Raw genomic sequence first — 15,972 nt, 5'->3', positions numbered from 1 at the left:
ATAGGTTACGACGCTTTCTTGGCCGGTGGGGCGTACGCGGGCTTACCCAGCCCGAGAACATACTGGGCGATCATGTTGCGGAACACCTCCAAGGTGCCGCCGTAGATCCCGACCAGAGGCGCGAACCGATACACGTACTCGGCGGCGCCGTCGTCGGCGGCGCCGTCGGTGCCGAGCGGCAGCGACGACGCGGTGCCGTGCAGATCCATCAGGTCGGGCGAGATGTCGCGCATGGTCTGCGCCAACGCGACCCGGCCGAAGATGCTCGGCGTCGAGAACGCGGCCTCCATCCGGGCGACCGCGCGGCCGAGCCGGTAGGCCACCGCGCCGTCGTCGATCGGCCTGCGCCCGTTGGCATCCGGCTGACCGGCCTTCGCCGCGGCCCGGTCCGCCGCAATGGCCATCGTCATGGCCTGGTGGTTCATGATCGCGAGGTCCTGCAGCCCGTCCTGCTCGGCCTCCACCGCCCCGTGTTCGACGTCGAGCGGTTCACGCAACACCTTCCAGCCCTCGTTGACCTCGCCGAGGCGGTACCTGTCATCGACGCGCACATCGCTGTAGTAGACGATGTTGGTGCGGTCACCGTCGACGGTGCGGATGCCCTGGATTTCGATGCCCGGTGTGTCGAGGGGGACCAGGAACATGGTGAGGCTCTTGTGTTTCGGCGCGTCGGGATCGGTGTTGGTGATCAGGAAGACGTACTGGCAGTTGTGCGCGCCCGTGGTGAACATCTTCGAGCCATTGACAATCCAGCTGTCGCCGTCCCGCACCGCACGGGTCTTGCAGGTGGCGATGTCGGAGCCGCCCTCAGGTTCGGTGTAGCCGAGGCAGAACCGCACGTGTCCGCTGTACACCCTGGGCAGTACCTCGGCCTTGACCTCCGGCGAGCCGAACTTCTCCACCGATCGCCGGACGAGCGCCGTGGTGCCGAACGTCACCCACGGCACGTGCGCGCGCCGCTTCTCGAGTTCCCAGATGCGCCGCCGGACCCGGTTGAACCCGCCCTCGGCCTCGGTCTTCCATTCGCGTTCCAGGTAACCGGCCGCACCGAGCGCCAGGTGCACCCCCTCGTCGAAGTTGTCGCCGGTCTCACGGTCCCGGCGCAAGACGTCCTCGGTGACGATCTCGCTCAGAAAGGCGCGCACCTCCTGCTGGAACGCCTGGTCCTCCTCGGAGAGCTCGACCCGTGAGAAATCCATTACTTCCTCTCCCCGCTCTCGCGTGCCGCGACGATCTCGGCGATGTACTTGGCCGTGATGCCCGGGTCGCCGCCCGCCAGCGGCCAGCCCCGGGCCCGCACCAGATACGCCGTTGCGGCCGCCTCGGCCGAAACCCCAAGTCCGCCTTGGATGTGCACGGCCATGGTGGCGGCCTTGGCCGCTTCCTCGGCCATGAACACGAACACCGACGGCGCCAGCTCCGGCCGCTCGTCGGGCTCGTTGTCGAGGAACCACGCCGCCCGGTGGGCCAGGTTGCGACCTCCTTGCACAGTGATCGCGATGTTGGCCAACGGGTGCGAGATGGCCTGCAGGGTCGAGATCGGCACGCCCAGCGTGTACCGGGTCTTGGCGAACTCCGCGGCGATGGTCATCGTCTCCTCGACGAGCCCGACCAGCGCCGCGCCGGACAGCAGCCGCCATTCATCGAGTGCGCGTTGGTAGGCCGTCAGCGCGCCGGCGCCGCCGGCCAGCACCGTCCGTTCGTCGGCGGCCGCGGGATCGATCCACGCCATCGGAAGCCGGCCAATGTTGTCGACCTTGGCCGGCCGGGTGGCGAAGGTGAGCCGCACGATGTCGTCGCCATCACGGACGATGACGTGGTCGGCGATGGAACCGCTGGGCACCAACCGCACCCCGGACACGCTGTCGTGCTGGGGATCCAGGCCGGCGACCTGCGTGCCGTTGAGTACGTCGGGCTGCAGCGCACCCAATCGCTCGAGCAACCGGGCCGCGCACACGTGGTCGATCCAGGGCACCGGGGCCAGCGAACGGCCGATCTCCTCGGCCACCAAGGTCAGATCGACCATGGTGGCGCCGTCGCCGCCCACGTCTTCGGACAGCGCCATCGTCGTCGCGCCCATCGTGCACAGCCGCTCCCAGAGGCTCTTGTCGAAGCCCGATGCCTCTGCGGCGCGGACGGTTTCGATCGAACAGTGCGTCTTGAAGAAGTCCTTGTACGCGGCCTGCAGCGCCTGGTGGTCCTCGGACAGGCTGTAGTCGAGCCTGCGCAGTTCGTAGCGGTCCATCACTGCTCCTTGTCGGCGCCGAAGAAGAACTCCTGCGCGTTGTTGTACAAGTAGTTGTCCAGCACCTCGGCCGGCAGGTCAAGGGCAACCGCCTCGGGTACGACACGGCGCATCTTCAGCACCGGCCAGTCCGACGCGTAGATCACCTTGTCGGGCCCGCGGGTTCGCATGTAGTGCAGAAGGCTGTCGGGCAGCCTCTTGGGCGACCACGCCGACGTCATCAGCCGCAGGTTCCGGTACTTGATCAACAGCCGGATGGCGACATCCCACCACGGGTCGGCGCCGTGGATCATGCAGAGCTTCAGTTCGGGGAACCGCACGCAGACCCGATCGAGGTGGATCGGGTTCTGCACCTCGCCTGGAATGGGCGGGCCCGGTATGCCGGTGTTGATGCACAGCGGCAGTTCGAGTTCGGCGCATTTGGTGTACAGCGGGTAGTAGACCGCGTCGCTGGGCGGATACTGGCCGTCACCCCAAAAGCTGGGCCCCACAGCGGCATAGGCGACGGGCAGGTCCTTCACGATCGCGGTGAGCTCTTTCAGCGACGGGATCGGCCGCAACAGGTTGACACCGCCCATCGCCAGCGCGAAGCGGTCGGGCTTGGCATCGACGAATTTGCGTGCGGTGGTCGACGGCTTGGCGAGGCTGTCCATCAGGATCGCCTTGGCGACGCCCTGCTCATCCATCTCGTCGATCAGCTCCGACAACTCGACGGGCGCGAACATCGACTCCGGGCCCTTGAAGTAGTCGTCCCGTACCTTGAGCATCCACGTCGGCTGCTGCTCGACCTCCCCGAAGTGAACGTTGACGAGGCAGTCAATCGCTTTGCGGCTCATGCGTTCACCTTCTGCACCGTGCTTTTCGCCCACCGGTAATCGGGCTTACCGTTGCCCAGGCGCCGGACCTGCTCGACAACGATGAAATCTTTGGGCGCCTTGAACCGCGCCAGCTGCGAGGTGCAGTGGGCGTGCAGCGCGTCCGCCTCGGTGTCGTCGTGCAGCGCGACCAGCGCGACGACCTCCTCGCCCCACCGCTCGCTGGGTCGCCCCACCACCAGCGCGTCGGCCACACCCGGGTGTGCGCGCAAGACTTCCTCGACCTCCTCGACGAACACCTTCTCGCCGCCGGTGTTGACGACAAGCGAATCGCGACCGAAAAGCACCAGGGTGCCGTCCGGGGCCAGCGAGCCCCGGTCCCCCGAAATGACCACCCGTTTCCCGTCGACGACGGGAAACGTCTTGCGGGTGGCCTCCGCGTCGTCGAAGTAGCCCAGCGGGATACGCCCACCGCGCGCGACGAAGCCGACCTCCGTGTCGCCGGGCGCAAGAAACCGGCGGTAGTCCGGGGCGAGTACCAGCGCACCCTCACGGAGCTCGAACGTGTCCTTCTGCTCGCCGCGCTGGCTGCGGCCGAAGCCCACGTTGCCGGTCTCCGAGGACCCGTAGCCGTTGATCAGCGTGATGTGCGGCAGCAGGTCCAACAGTGCCCGTTGGTGCTTGGGATTGGTCGCCGCTCCTCCGGTACCGATGGCGAACAACGACGCCAGATCGTAAGAGCCGCGCCGCAGTTCCTCCACCAAGGGGCCGGCGTAGGCGTCGCCGACCATGGTCATCAGGCCGACCTTTTCACGCTGGGCGGTCTCCAGCACGGCGCGGGGGTCGAACCTCGTCTGGTCATACAACACGACGGGCAATCCGCTGAGCAGTCCCGCGAAGGCGGTCCACATCCCCGCGGCGTGCATCAGCGGCGACACCGCGAACCAGGGCTGTCCGCCGTGACGCACCTTGTCGTGGATCTCCTCGACGGACTGGTGGTCGGCGCCGTTCATCGAGATGACGTAGGTGTCGCACTGCCGCCACATCACCCCCTTGGGCCTGCCGGTCGTACCGCCGGTGCACACCATCATCACGTCGTCGGGCGACGGGGTGATCGGTTCGTCGGTGTCTCCTTGCGCCAGAGCGTCTTCCAACCGGACCGCACCCGGCAGCGGCGTCGCGTCGCCGCCGTCGTCGATCTCGATCAACAACCGCGCCGATGCCGGCGGCAGGACCTCGGCGAACTTCGGCCCGAAGGACCGGTGGTAGATCACGACGCTGGGCCGGAGGTAGTCGAACAGTTCGGCGACCTCGCGGGGGGCGTAGTTGTAGTTGACGTTCACCGGCACCGTGCGTGCCTTCAGGCAACCGATCACCATGTCCGGATACAGGTCGTTGTGCATCAGCAGCGCGACACGGTCCTGCCCGCATTCCCAGTTCTGCAGTTCGTCGCGCTCGCGGTGAGCGCCGAACCCGGAGCCGGCCAGATAGTTGGCGACCCGGCGGGTGCGCTGCGAGGACTCCGCGAACGTGCTGCGGCGCTCACCACAGACCGTCATCAGCCGATCGGGCACCGCCTCGGCGATGGCGTTGAGCACCGCGCCGATGGTCCATTCCGCCATGTTCTAGACGCCGGCCGTCACATTCGCGCCGAGCAGGGTCAAGGCGTTGTCGCGCATGACCATTCGAGTGTCCTCGTGGCTGAACTCGGGGAACTGCGGGATGTCGGCGGTGAACGACGTGGGATCGGCCAGACCCTCGCCGTGCGGCCAGTCCGACCCGAACAGGATCTTGTCTACGCCGATGGTGTCGGCCAGCAGCTTCACGTCGTCCTCGTAGTAGGGCGCGATCCACACGTTGTTGCGCAGCTGCTCGACCGGATCCTCCTTGTAATGATACGGCGCATTGTTGGCAGACTTCTTGAGCCGCTTGATGAGCCGGTAGACGAAGTACGACCCGTTCTCGATGCTGGCCACCTTGAGCTTGGGGTGCCGGGTGAACACCTGGTGGACGATCATCGAGGCGATGGTGTCGTGGATGGCGCGGTCGTCCATGATCACCATGTCGAGCGGATCGCGCTTGCCGAAGCCCTTGAACACCCCGCTGCCGCCCCACAGCGCGGGAATCGCCATGTAGCCGGAGTCGGACAGGTGGAAGACCACCGGAACCCCCGCCTCGGCCAGTCGCGCCCACACCGGGTCGTGCACCGGGTCGCCCAGCGAGCGGGGCCTGACCACCCCTGGCACCGGCGCCGGGCGAACGCACACGATCTTGGCCCCGCGGGACAGCACGAACTCGACCTCCTCGACGGCCTTCTCGGGGTCGGCCAGCGAGATGATCGGTGCGGCGAGGATACGGTGATCCGGCCGGTCGAAGCCCCAGTCCTCGTCGAGCCACAGGTTGAAGGCGTGGATCGAGGCCATGGTGGCCGGGATGTCGTGCTTGAGGCCCTCCTCGACGCCGCACGCGAAAGTCGGCAGCATGAACACGGTTTCGAGGTTCTGCCGGTCCATGATCTTCACCCGGGCGTCGCGGTTCTGGTACTCGGGATGCTCGGCCAGCCGGTCGACCTTCATCAGCGATGCGGGGTCGACGCCCTCGGGGATCTCGCCCCGGAACAGCAGGTCCAGGCAGCCGGGTTCGATGATCGGGTCGAAGGTGGGGTTCGGGATGAAGTGGTTGATCACACCGCCGAACACCGCGTAGGTGCGCTTGCCGTCCGTGAGCATCTGCACGCCCCGGCTGCGGAACTCCTTGGGCAGGTGTCGGGTGAACGCATCGAGTGGTTCGTAGTAGTGGTTGTCGACGTCGATCGCCCGGTAGTCCAGGGTCATTGTCCCTCTCCCTTCAGTGGCGGAAAGTTGGGTGCGCGCTTCTCGAAGAAGCTCGTGATGCCTTCGATGAAATCGGGCCGCTGCATCGACTCGTGCATCAGCTTCTCCGCGTGGTCGCTTGCCTCGAAGACCGTGCGCATGGTGTCTGCGTACACCTGTTGCTTGATCACCGCCAGAGAACTCGGTGCGCAGTTGGCGGCGATGTCCTCCGCGTAGCCGACGGCGTGTGACAACAGGTCCTCGGCGGGCAGGACCGCGTTCACCAGTCCGAGACGCGCGGCTTCGTCGGCGAGAAACACCCGCCCCGACAGCAACAGGTCCATCGCCACCCCGGTGCCGACGATGCGCGGAAGGATCCAGGAGATGCCGTACTCGGCGATCAGCCCGCGTCGCGCGAACGACGTCGTGAACTTGGCGCCCTCGGCGGCGAATCGGGCGTCGCACGCCAAGGCCAGCGTCAGGCCCATGCCCGCGCACGCGCCGTTGATCGCTGCGATGACCGGCTTGCGCATCGTCATCACGGCGTGCGGATGGCGCGCGCCGACCAGTTGGCCGACGTCGGTGTCGGCGGCGGCGTCGACGGTGGTCGCGCTGATCGTGGTCAGATCGCCCATGTCGGCTCCCGCACAGAAGGCACGGCCGCTGCCGGTGACGACGATCGCGCGGACGTCGGGGTCGGCCTCCGCGTCATCGAGGCACGCGTAGAACGTGGTTGCCAGGCCGCCGCCCCACCCGTTCATCCGTTCGGGCCGGTTGAGCGTCAACACCGCGACACCGGTCTCCCGCACCTCGTAGCGCACCGGCTCGGCCGCGACGGGCTGCGCGACGTGATCTCCAACGCTCACCCGTCACTCCTTCTCAGGCGCGTCGAACTGGATGTATGCGCATACTGTACACCTATCGGTAGCACCTTCCGCTAGGGCTCACGACCGGGATTCGCGGACGACCAAACCCGGCGGCAACCTGACCGCGACCTCACGATCGACCCCGTCAACGCGCCGGCCGAGGAGCATTTCGGCGAATTCAGCGGCGGCGGCGGCAGACTCGGCCGAGCTGCCTCCAGCGCAAGTCTCGAAGCCGGGAAATCAGGACGAAGTCGCAATTCACCTAGCTCGCCTTAGTTAGGTAAATGAACCCTATTGTTAATTAGGGAAGGCTCAGCTAATCTTCGCTCCGGTTCACAGCAACCTCACAGAAACGGGAGAACAGTGCAGCTAGCTCATAGCCCCGGCTCGACCATGTGCGCCGAGCCGGTCCGTTCACAATCGGCCTCACACGGCACCAAATTGTTGGTGGCCGGCGTCGCCATGGCGAGCGCCGGGGTGATCGCCGTCAACCCGCTGGTGGTGACCCCCACCATGCCCGAGGTCCGCGCGGAAGCCGTCAATCTCACGGCGTTCACCAATCCGCTCACGGTGTGGCAGGAGACGTTCGCCAACACGCTCGGCAGCGTCAACCGGCTCAGCATCGACGTGACGGCCGCGCAGACCGCGCTGTTGGAGGCATTGCTCAGCCCGTCGCTTTCCGCCGAACTGCTCGAGTTCGTCGTGTCGACGGTGACCAACCCGCTCCCTCTGCTGACTGCACTGGTCGAATTCCCGTTCAAGTACGGCCCGACGATCGGCGCGGCGCTGGCGAGTTTGGGGGAAACCCAACTCGAAGCGTTCCTGACGCTGCCGGCAGCGCTGATACAGTCGGCCACCTGGCTGGCACAGGGGCAGTTCGTCGAGGCGTTCAGCGCGATCAACGTCTGGTTCCTGGTCAATTTCCTGAGTGACTCCAGGCAGACCCTGCTCGATCTCTTCGCGGTGCCAGGCGATTTCCTGGAGTCCATCGGTCTGTATCCCCTTGCGCGAGTATCCGATGCGCTTCTGACCCGCAGCGTGATCGGCAACCTCGGCCGGGCTCTGCTGACCGCGCAGGTCACGTCGACCATCCAGGCCATGGAGATTCTCGACCGCACCCGCGAAGCGCTGACGAACCTCGACTTCGCCACGGCGGCAAGCGAACTGATCAATCTTCCGGCGAGGGTCCTCAACGCCTTTCTCAACGGATACGTTCCGGACTTCACCACAGATCCCGACTTCCCCGCACAGAAATTCCCGGGACTGTTCGCCGAGCTGGGTTTCTTCGACTTCTTCTTCGTTCAGATTCCCAACGCGATTGCCGGGGCGCTCGCCCCGCCGGCCGCGGCGACTGCTCTCGCGTCGGGCACGGGACTGTCGTCGTTGACCGACATCCCCGGCTCCGGCCAAGCCTTCGCGCTCAAGGTCGATGCCGGAACCGGAAGTGCCCCAGGCGATAACGAGGGGGCCTTCGCGGGCGGAACCGACGGCTCCGGCGAGGAGGAAGGCTCCGACGACGGCCCGGCCGAAGGGGAGGACGAGGACACGGGTCTCGGTGACGAGTCGACCGAGGGCGAAAGCGAGGAGTCGACCGAAGGCGAGGGCGACGATCTGACCGAGGAGGACGAAGACTCGACCGAGGGCGACGACTCCACCGAGGAGGACGACGACCCGACCGAAGGCGAGGACGACGGCTCCGAAGACGGCGACGACGGCTCCGAGGACGGTAGCGATGACGACGCCGGCTCCGGTTTGGGCAGCGGCTCCGGTTCCGGTGCGGGCTCCGGCTCCGGCGCGGGCGGTGACGGTTCCGGCGGCGACGGTTCCGGCGGCGACGGTTCCGGCGGCTCGGGCGGCGGCGCCTGAACCGGCTGAGGTGAAGGTTCCTCGGCAACGAGGCACCACTCCTAGGGGATGGCCGACAACCGGCTGTCCCCTAGGTCATCCCCCGCGTCGAATCACCCGTCGGGCACTCGTAGCTGACGTCGCCGCCATGGCGGGGCTCAGGCGTCGATCAGCCCGAACCGTCGGTACGCGGCCTCGATCTGGTCCTTGGCCTGCGCGGGTAACTCCGCTTGGGGCGGGCGTGAATGCGGATACGCGCCGATGGGCAGGCCCAGAACCGACGCCGCGTACTTGAACGCCGCACCCCAGTGGGTGAAGTAGTCGGGGCGGCCGGGATAGCACGTGAACCAGGACGCCATGTCGATCTCGAAGCGGTCCAGCCCGGACTCGCGCGCGTAATCCATGGCCTCGATCAACTTGTCGTTGACGATCAAGTCCCAGTACTCGGAGAACGGGCGGTGCTGCGGGGTCTCGAAAAGATATGCGGCCGTGCCGAGTTGAGCAGGCCAGACGATCCCCTCGCGCAGCCACCCGGCGCGGTAGACCGTCTTGTCGCACTCCCAAATCGCCAGGCCCGGCGCCAACTCGTGCAGCGCACGGCTCGCCGCCGGCCGAAACGCACCTTCCTTGGTGGCGCAGACCGCGGGAATCTCGGCATAGATGCGGGCTGACTCCGCCGGTGTCAGAACGTAACCCGATGACGGCGAGTTGAACATGCCGAGCGCGATGTCGGTGCGGTCGGCGATGTAGCGGAAGAAGCGCAGCACCCCTTCCCCGCCGTGCACCTCCATCATCGGCGTCTGGATGTAGACGATGTCGGCGCCCGCATGTTGGGCATGCAGCGTCAACTCCAGGCAGTCCTTGGCCGACATCGCGGCGGTACACGCCTGCACGACGACGTCCGGATTGGCCGCGCGGCCCTCCTCGATCACCACCTCGAGCAAGCGCTTGCGCTCATCGATTGTCAGCGACCAGAACTCGGCGATTCCGCTGGTGCACCACAACAGCGGATGGCGCAGTTCGCCGACGCAGTACCGCACCAACGTCCGGTAGGCATCCCAGTCGATCTCGTCGCCGTCGGCGCCGCAGAAGGGGGTGTAGAGTGAATTTCCGATGCCGCGCAGCGCTTCTCGCGCCCACTCACGCGCATCTGTTGCGGTAGCCACGATGCCCTCCTCAGGTGAAGTCAGATCCTCCGTCGACGTTGACGTTGGCGCCGGTCATGTAGGAGTTCCGTCGCGATGCGAGAAACGCGACGACGGGCCCGATCTCGTCGGGTGAGCCCGCACGGGGCAGATGCGCCGGATGGCCGAAGTGCTCGTCGATGGCGGCCATCAGCGCGTACGGGTCGTTGCCGTCGACCCCCACCGAGGCCGCCCAGCCCCGCAGAGCTTCGGAAGCGATGCTGCCCGGCGACACCACGTTGACCATGATCTCGTCGGGGGCCAGCAGCAACGACAGGTTCTTCGAAACGCTGGTCAGCGCGGCCTTGGCGGCGGTGTAGGCGGGCAGTATCACGCTTTGGCGCTGCGTGGAATGCGCCGAAAAGTTCACGATCCGAGCCCATTCCGCGTTGCGCAGCAGCGGCAGCGCCGAGCGCACACAGTGCACCATGCCCATCACGCCGCCGTCGAACGCCGCGCGCCACTGGTCGTCGGTCAGATCCTCGAACGTGCCGACCGCGTCCGGGCCCACGGCGTTGATCAGCACGTTGAGCTCACCGTTCCACCGCCGGCCGACCTCGTCGAACACCCGCTGCATGGCGTCGGCGTCGGTGGTGTCGGCGACCAGCCCGACCGCGTCAGGGCTTCCGCATCGGGCCAGCGTCTCGACGGCCTCGTCGAGCACCGCCTGGGTGCGGCCGACGACCGCCACCCGCGCCCCATCCTCGGCCAGGCAACGCGCCGACGCCAGCCCCATCCCGCGACCGCCGCCGACCACGACGGCCGCTGCGTCCTTCAGCCCGAGATCCATGTCGCCGTCAGGTGCCGGTCCAGTTCGGCTGGCGCTTCTCGGCGAACGCGAGCGCGCCCTCCTTGGCGTCGTTGGAGGTGAATATGGGAATGATGTGTTCGAGCTGCTTCTGCCACATCTCCTCCTCGCTCCACTCCGCGGACTTGACGAGAATTTCCTTCGTGGTGGCCACCGCCAGCGGCCCGTTGGCGGTGATGCGCTCGGCGAGTTCGATCGCTCCGGCCAGCGCGCCGCCAGGTTCGGTCACCACGTTGACGAAGCCCCACGCAGCGCCCTGCTCGGCGGTGAAGCTGTCGCCGGTCAACGCCAGTTCCATGGCCTTCTGATACGGAATGCGGCGCGGCAGCCGCAACAGCCCGCCGCCCGCGGCCACCAGGCCGCGCTTGACCTCGGGGATACCGAACTTCGCTTCCCGTGACGCCACCACCAGGTCCGTCGCGAGCACGACCTCGGTGCCGCCGGCCAGCGCATAGCCCTCGACGGCGGAGATCAGTGGCTTGCGCGGTGGACGTTCGGTGAAGCCGATGCCGCGGCCCGGGATCGCGACCTGCTCGCCTGCCGCGAACGCCTTGAGGTCCATACCGGAGCAGAAGTTGCCCCCCGCGCCGGTGAGCACGCCGACCGAGAGGTCCTTGTCGGCGTCGAGCTCGTCGACCGCGTCGGCCAGACCCTGGCTGACCGCGAGGTTGACCGCGTTGCGCGCGTCCGGTCGGTTGATTGTGATGACGAGAACACGCCCTCGGCGTTCCGTGAGAATTTCGTCCGACACCCTCGGCCTTTCGATTTCCAAAGTAGCTAGAAAAGCTTACTATAGGACTTACAGTAGAACAGCGAAACGGCAGCGGGATCCCCGAACCGGATGGCTCCCGGTAAGGTTGACGGTAACGTCCGAGCGGCGACTACCTGCCAAGACGCAGATAGAGAACGGCTGCCGGTACATTCAGGTCCACCACCCCGTGTGCGGGGGGCTGCGTGCGCGGCTGATTCCGATGGAGGTGCCCTCGTGGCAAGGCAGGCGACCGCCGAGAAGCGTCAGCGACGCGAGCGCGGGTCCATCAATCCAGAGGACATCATCAAGGGGGCCTTCGAGCTCGCCGAACAAGTGGGCATCGACAACCTGTCCATGCCGCTGCTCGGCAAGCACCTCGGCGTCGGCGTCACGAGCATCTACTGGTACTTCCGCAAGAAGGACGAGTTGCTCAACGCGATGACCGACCGCGCGTTGCGGCAGTACGTTTTCGCGACGCCCTATGTCGAGGCCAAGGACTGGCGCGAGACGTTGCGCAACCATGCGCGCACCATGCGAAAGACCTTCGTGGGCAATCCCATCTTGTGCGACCTGATCCTCATCCGGTCGGCGCTGAGCCCCCGCGCGGCCAAGCTGGGTGTGCAAGAGGTCGAGAAGGCGATCGCCAGCCTGGTCGAGGCGGGGCTGTCACCCGAGGAGGCTTTCGACACCTACTCCGCGGTGTCGGTTCACGTGCGCGGGTCGGTGGTGTTGCACCGGCTGCGGGAGAAGAACCTGGCGGCCAACGAGGGACCCGCGGACATCGAGGACACCATGACCATCGATGCCGAGAGCACACCACTGCTCGCCATGGTCACCGAGAAGGGCCATCACATCGGCGCCGCCGACGAGCGAAACTTCGAGTACGGCCTGGAATGCATCCTCGGTCATGCCGAGCGGCTGATCGAGGCCAACAAGAAGGCCAAGTCGGCGAAGAAGAAGCGCTGAGCGCTGCGATTTCGGTGCGCTAACCAGCGCTCAGCGATCGTTGGCGCACCGAAATCTAGACCTCGATGACGACCGCGCCGCCCTGGCCGCCGCCGGCGCACATCGCGGCCACCCCGATGCCGCCGCCGCGTCGCTGCAGTTCGTAGACGAGCGTGGTCACCATCCGCGCACCCGAGGCGGCGATGGGATGGCCGAGGCTGCAACCACTTCCGGAGAAGTTCACCAGCTCCTCGTCGAGGCCGTACTCGCGGCACGCCGCGATCGGCACCGAGGCGAACGCCTCGTTGATCTCCCACAGCGTCACGTCGGACGGTTTCAGCCCGGCCCGGTCCAGCACCTTGCCGATCACCTTGACCGCGCCGAGCCCGCAGTCGCGCGGCGCGACACCGGCTGCGGCCCATGCCTTCACCGTCGCCATCTTGGTCAGGTTCTCCGCGTCGGCGAAGGCGCTGTCGACCAGTGCCACCGCGGCGGCCGCGTCATTGGTGCCGCTGCTGTTGCCCGCGGTGATCGAGAAGCCTTCGATCTCGGGGTGCAGAACCTTGAGCCCAGCCAGCTTCTCGACGGTGGTGTCGCGGCGGGGATGCTCGTCGACGCTGAAGTCGACGACCGATCCGTCGGGCTGCTGCACCTTCAGCGGAACGATCTCCTCGACGAACTTGCCGGCGTCGATCGCCGCGATGGCGCGCTGGTGCGACCGTGCGGCCCAGGCGTCCATCTCCTCGCGGGTGATGCCGACCGTCTGCGCGGTGTTCCACCCGACCGTGATCGACATGTCCTTGCACGGCGCGTCCGGCGTCTCGACGTGGGTGGGCGGCATCCACCGCTCCTCGAACTTCAGCTCCGGGCCGGGGATGCGCTGGTTCGTCAGCGGCGTCATCGACAGCGACTGGACACCACCGGCGATCAACGCGCGCTCCATCCCGGAACCGATCTGTGCCGCGGCGTTGCCGATCGCGGTGAGGCTGCCCGCGCAGTGCCGGTTCACCGACTGGCCCGGGACGTGTTCCATCCCTGTCGCGGTCGCCGCGTAACGAGCGAGATCGCCGCCGCCGTAATGGGATTCAGCGAAGATGATGTCGTCGATGGCGCTCGGGTCGATCCCCGAGCGCCGGACCACCTCAGGGAGGACCGTCGTGATCAGCGCCTCGGGTGGGGTGTTCACCAGGGCTCCCTTGAACGAGCGACCGATCGCTGTCCTGGTGGCACCGACGATGACGGGAGTGGGCATGTTGGATCCTCGCGCTGGGGGGTTATCGACGTTACAAAAATAGCAGCTTATGTATCGCGGCGAATAGGTGAGGGCCAGGCTCAGGGCTCGGGCACGTGGAAGTGCTCGTCGCGCAGCCGGAACGCCTCCTTGGTGCCGTGTTGCGCGCGGGTCTTGACGAAGTTGAACTCACCCGGCGCGAACTGCAGGTTCGTGCCGTAGGCGTGGAACAGGTAGCTGGCCACCTCCTCGCCCGCATACGCCTGGCTCTGTTCGACGAGACGGAACGCCTCCTTGGCGATGACGACGCCGTCGGCGGGCATCTTGGCGACCTTTTCGGCCCAGTACCGCGCCCTGGCGCCCACCGCGTCGGGCTCGCACGTGTCGGTGAAGACCCCGAGGTGCGCGATCGTGCCCGCCTCGATGATGTCGCCGGTCAAGAGCAACCGCCGGGCCAGCACGGGGCCCAGTCGGTGAAAGAACATGTGCAGGCTGCCCAGCGCCGGGCCGAGGAACCGGGTTGCCGGCATACCGATCTTGGTGGTCTCGGCGATGACGGCGATGTCGGCCATCAGCGCCATCTCGAAGCCGCCGCCGAGCGCGTAGCCGCTGACCTCGGCCACCGTCACCTTCGGGAAGCCCATCAGGTTGTGGTAGAAGCCAAAGGACTTGCGGTCCACCGCCAACCGCCGGCGCTGGCTGGGCCTGCTCTTGGCCGGCGCCTTCTCGCCGCCGTCCGCCTTGCCGTACCACCCGTAGGCGTTGTTCATGTCGGCACCGGTGGAGAACACCCCGTCCGCACCGCGCAGCACCACGACGACGATGTCGTCGTCCTCGGCCACCTGATCCAGGCAGCGACCGATCGTCTCGCGCATCGCCGCGTCATAGGAGTTGCGCTGTGACGGGTTGTTCAGTGTGATTGTCGCGATCCGCTTCTCATGCTCGACGTCGAACAAGACGCGGTCGTCGCCGGTGGCCGTCATCGTGGCTCCTTCATTGCTCGGCGTTTGAGATCAGTTTGGCTTCAATGGTTTTGTCCGCACCGACGGCCAGGGTGTTGCGCCGCGCGGCGGCCAGGTGATCCTGCGCCAGCCGCACCGCACGGGCCTGGTTGCCGTCGCGGATGGCATCGAGCAGCCGCTGATGGTCCCGCAGGGCGGCCCGCATGACCTTGCGGTTCATCGGATCGGCCGGGCTGGCCTCGTCGCTCCACACCGACGATTCGTGCGCCGACCAGATCAACTCGAGCGATCCGATGACGAGGATCATCGGCTCGTTGCCGCACCGGGACACCACCGCCTCGTGGAACCGTCTGGCGTTGGGCACATATCGCGACAGGTTGTCGAACTCTTCGGTCTGCGTGCGGATTGCGTCTTCGAGGTAGGGCACCACTTCGGTCATGCGGTCCTCGCGGGCCGCGCACATCCCCGCGCAGATCGGTTCCAGATGCATCAACGCGCCGCTGACGTCGGCCGGCGTGGCCGACCGCGTCTGCAGCACCATGCTGATCATGTGCGCCGTGCGCTCGGCCGACGGCAGATGAACGACTGCGCCACCGACGTTTCCGCGACGCACCGAGATCAACCCGTCGGTCTCCAACAGATGGATCGCCTCACGCAGGGCCGGCGGGCTGACACCGAACTCGGCGAGCAGGCTGTCCTGCGACGGCAGCACGTCCCCTTCCTTGATCCGGCCCGACAGGATGTCGTCGCGCAGCCGCGACGCGACGATCTCGGCCACGCGGGGCTGGCGGATGCGCTGCACGCTGGTCACGGACTCGTGGCTCGCTTGCCGAACTCCACCACCGAGAGCTTGTCCGGCGAGGTCGCCACGGTGCTGAACTCGCCGACGCACAGCACCTCATCATCGCTGTCGTCGCGTAACAACCGCGCCGTCGAGGTGACCCGCCCATCGGATTCGGCGCGGACCACGTCGAAACGCAGCTCGGTGAGGATCGGCGTCGGCCTGCGGAACGTCACCGTCAGCGAGCGCGTCTTGCCGGTTCTGCGCGCGGCGCAACTCTGATGCTGCGTGACGCAGTCGAAGAAGACGGCGAGGTAACCGCCGTGTACCAGTCCGGGTGGGCCTTCGAACACGACGGGGAAAGTGACACGGCCCGAGGCGTTCTGGTCGTCGAGGTGCTCGAAGGTGTACTCGGGGAAGCAGGGATTGTAGGCGCCGATGTCGAACGCGTGGTCCAGGTAGACACGCTGGGTTTCGTTGCCATCGGGGCCCATCCGCGGAGTGGGGTCGGGCGGCACCGCCGCGGCCAGCTCGCGCTCCCACTCGGCCATCTGCGCCAGCATGGCGTCGACGGTCGGGTGGTCATGCTCCAACGAGAGCAGCAGGCCGCTGAGCCGCCGGATCGCGCCGGCGGCGGCGACGGTCTGCGGCAGCGGTTGCTCGCCGTATCGGGGCCTGTCCTGGACCATCCGTCCCCTTCCGCCGGCCACGCTTTCCTTGCTAACT

15 protein-coding genes are annotated in these 15,972 nt (G+C 66.9%); 2 read left to right on the top strand and 13 right to left on the bottom strand.

What is annotated here, in order from left to right; all coding sequences use genetic code 11:
* Positions 1-5: 5 nt before the first annotated feature.
* From MELE44368_RS15080 to MELE44368_RS15055, 6 genes are read right to left on the bottom strand one after another with little or no spacing between them, the layout of a single operon-like run.
* On the bottom strand, positions 6-1,199 hold the full coding sequence (locus tag MELE44368_RS15080; protein WP_128109241.1) for an acyl-CoA dehydrogenase family protein: 1,194 nt from the start codon (positions 1,197-1,199) through the stop codon (positions 6-8).
* Positions 1,199-2,245 carry an acyl-CoA dehydrogenase family protein gene (locus MELE44368_RS15075; protein WP_128109240.1) on the bottom strand — a complete coding sequence of 349 codons (1,047 nt, stop codon included), beginning with the start codon at positions 2,243-2,245 and terminating at the stop codon, positions 1,199-1,201. Before MELE44368_RS15075 ends, MELE44368_RS15080 begins: the two co-directional genes overlap by 1 nt.
* A complete protein-coding gene (locus tag MELE44368_RS15070; protein WP_128109239.1) occupies positions 2,245-3,081 on the bottom strand; it encodes an amidohydrolase family protein in 837 nt (278 codons plus the stop codon). Before MELE44368_RS15070 ends, MELE44368_RS15075 begins: the two co-directional genes overlap by 1 nt.
* Positions 3,078-4,682, bottom strand: coding sequence for an acyl-CoA synthetase (locus tag MELE44368_RS15065; RefSeq protein ID WP_128109238.1), 1,605 nt, complete (start codon positions 4,680-4,682; stop codon positions 3,078-3,080). The genes MELE44368_RS15070 and MELE44368_RS15065 overlap by 4 nt, the downstream gene beginning before the upstream one ends.
* 3 nt (positions 4,683-4,685) lie before the next feature.
* Positions 4,686-5,894, bottom strand: coding sequence for an amidohydrolase family protein (locus MELE44368_RS15060; RefSeq protein ID WP_128109237.1), 1,209 nt, complete (start codon positions 5,892-5,894; stop codon positions 4,686-4,688).
* Entirely contained in the window at positions 5,891-6,739 is an 849-nt protein-coding gene (locus MELE44368_RS15055; RefSeq protein WP_128109236.1) for an enoyl-CoA hydratase, read from the bottom strand. The genes MELE44368_RS15060 and MELE44368_RS15055 overlap by 4 nt, the downstream gene beginning before the upstream one ends.
* Positions 6,740-7,186: 447 nt before the next feature.
* On the opposite strand from MELE44368_RS15055, the gene MELE44368_RS15050 reads away from it, so the two are divergent.
* The gene (locus MELE44368_RS15050; protein ID WP_128109235.1) at positions 7,187-8,605 is read left to right on the top strand and encodes a hypothetical protein; all 1,419 of its coding nucleotides are present in this window, start codon (positions 7,187-7,189) and stop codon (positions 8,603-8,605) included.
* Between the two features lie 137 nt (positions 8,606-8,742).
* Here MELE44368_RS15050 and MELE44368_RS15045 read toward each other — a convergent pair whose 3' ends face one another.
* The 3 genes from MELE44368_RS15045 to MELE44368_RS15035 are packed head-to-tail and all read right to left on the bottom strand — an operon-like array spanning position 8,743 to position 11,327.
* On the bottom strand, positions 8,743-9,750 hold the full coding sequence (locus tag MELE44368_RS15045; protein WP_128109234.1) for a dihydrodipicolinate synthase family protein: 1,008 nt from the start codon (positions 9,748-9,750) through the stop codon (positions 8,743-8,745).
* A gap of 10 nt (positions 9,751-9,760) precedes the next feature.
* Positions 9,761-10,558 carry an SDR family NAD(P)-dependent oxidoreductase gene (locus MELE44368_RS15040; protein ID WP_128109233.1) on the bottom strand — a complete coding sequence of 266 codons (798 nt, stop codon included), beginning with the start codon at positions 10,556-10,558 and terminating at the stop codon, positions 9,761-9,763.
* Between the two features lie 7 nt (positions 10,559-10,565).
* Positions 10,566-11,327, bottom strand: a complete 762-nt coding sequence (locus MELE44368_RS15035) for a crotonase/enoyl-CoA hydratase family protein (RefSeq protein ID WP_128109232.1) — start codon at positions 11,325-11,327, stop codon at positions 10,566-10,568.
* Between the two features lie 234 nt (positions 11,328-11,561).
* Between MELE44368_RS15035 and MELE44368_RS15030 the strand changes: the two genes are divergently transcribed.
* Complete coding sequence (locus tag MELE44368_RS15030) at positions 11,562-12,293, top strand: TetR/AcrR family transcriptional regulator (RefSeq protein WP_128109231.1); 732 nt, start codon at positions 11,562-11,564, stop codon at positions 12,291-12,293.
* Between the two features lie 55 nt (positions 12,294-12,348).
* Here MELE44368_RS15030 and MELE44368_RS15025 read toward each other — a convergent pair whose 3' ends face one another.
* The 4 genes from MELE44368_RS15025 to MELE44368_RS15010 form a co-directional block, all read right to left on the bottom strand.
* A complete protein-coding gene (locus MELE44368_RS15025) occupies positions 12,349-13,524 on the bottom strand; it encodes a thiolase family protein (RefSeq protein WP_128109230.1) in 1,176 nt (391 codons plus the stop codon).
* Positions 13,525-13,604: 80 nt separating this feature from the next.
* Positions 13,605-14,486, bottom strand: coding sequence for an enoyl-CoA hydratase/isomerase family protein (locus tag MELE44368_RS15020; protein ID WP_128109229.1), 882 nt, complete (start codon positions 14,484-14,486; stop codon positions 13,605-13,607).
* A gap of 10 nt (positions 14,487-14,496) precedes the next feature.
* On the bottom strand, positions 14,497-15,276 hold the full coding sequence (locus MELE44368_RS15015) for a FadR/GntR family transcriptional regulator (RefSeq protein WP_128109228.1): 780 nt from the start codon (positions 15,274-15,276) through the stop codon (positions 14,497-14,499).
* On the bottom strand, positions 15,273-15,935 hold the full coding sequence (locus MELE44368_RS15010; RefSeq protein WP_046754034.1) for a hotdog family protein: 663 nt from the start codon (positions 15,933-15,935) through the stop codon (positions 15,273-15,275). Before MELE44368_RS15010 ends, MELE44368_RS15015 begins: the two co-directional genes overlap by 4 nt.
* Between the last annotated feature and the right edge of the window lie 37 nt (positions 15,936-15,972).

The sequence above is a fragment of the Mycolicibacterium elephantis DSM 44368 genome, assembly GCF_004014805.1.
In the GTDB taxonomy this organism is placed as follows: Bacteria; Actinomycetota; Actinomycetes; order Mycobacteriales; family Mycobacteriaceae; genus Mycobacterium; species Mycobacterium elephantis.
The sequence above is the reverse complement of the archived record's forward strand: the minus strand, read 5'-3'. Positions and strand labels throughout refer to the sequence as shown.

Bases quoted from the DNA above. Each gene is read 5' to 3' on its own strand.
- MELE44368_RS15080 (WP_128109241.1), bottom strand. From the start codon at position 1,199: ATGGATTTCTCACGGGTCGAGCTCTCCGAGGAGGACCAGGCGTTCCAG.
- MELE44368_RS15075 (WP_128109240.1), bottom strand. From the start codon at position 2,245: ATGGACCGCTACGAACTGCGCAGGCTCGACTACAGCCTGTCCGAGGAC.
- MELE44368_RS15070 (WP_128109239.1), bottom strand. From the start codon at position 3,081: ATGAGCCGCAAAGCGATTGACTGCCTCGTCAACGTTCACTTCGGGGAG.
- MELE44368_RS15065 (WP_128109238.1), bottom strand. From the start codon at position 4,682: ATGGCGGAATGGACCATCGGCGCGGTGCTCAACGCCATCGCCGAGGCG.
- MELE44368_RS15060 (WP_128109237.1), bottom strand. From the start codon at position 5,894: ATGACCCTGGACTACCGGGCGATCGACGTCGACAACCACTACTACGAA.
- MELE44368_RS15040 (WP_128109233.1), bottom strand. From the start codon at position 10,558: ATGGATCTCGGGCTGAAGGACGCAGCGGCCGTCGTGGTCGGCGGCGGT.
- MELE44368_RS15025 (WP_128109230.1), bottom strand. From the start codon at position 13,524: ATGCCCACTCCCGTCATCGTCGGTGCCACCAGGACAGCGATCGGTCGC.
- MELE44368_RS15020 (WP_128109229.1), bottom strand. From the start codon at position 14,486: ATGACGGCCACCGGCGACGACCGCGTCTTGTTCGACGTCGAGCATGAG.
- MELE44368_RS15010 (WP_046754034.1), bottom strand. From the start codon at position 15,935: ATGGTCCAGGACAGGCCCCGATACGGCGAGCAACCGCTGCCGCAGACC.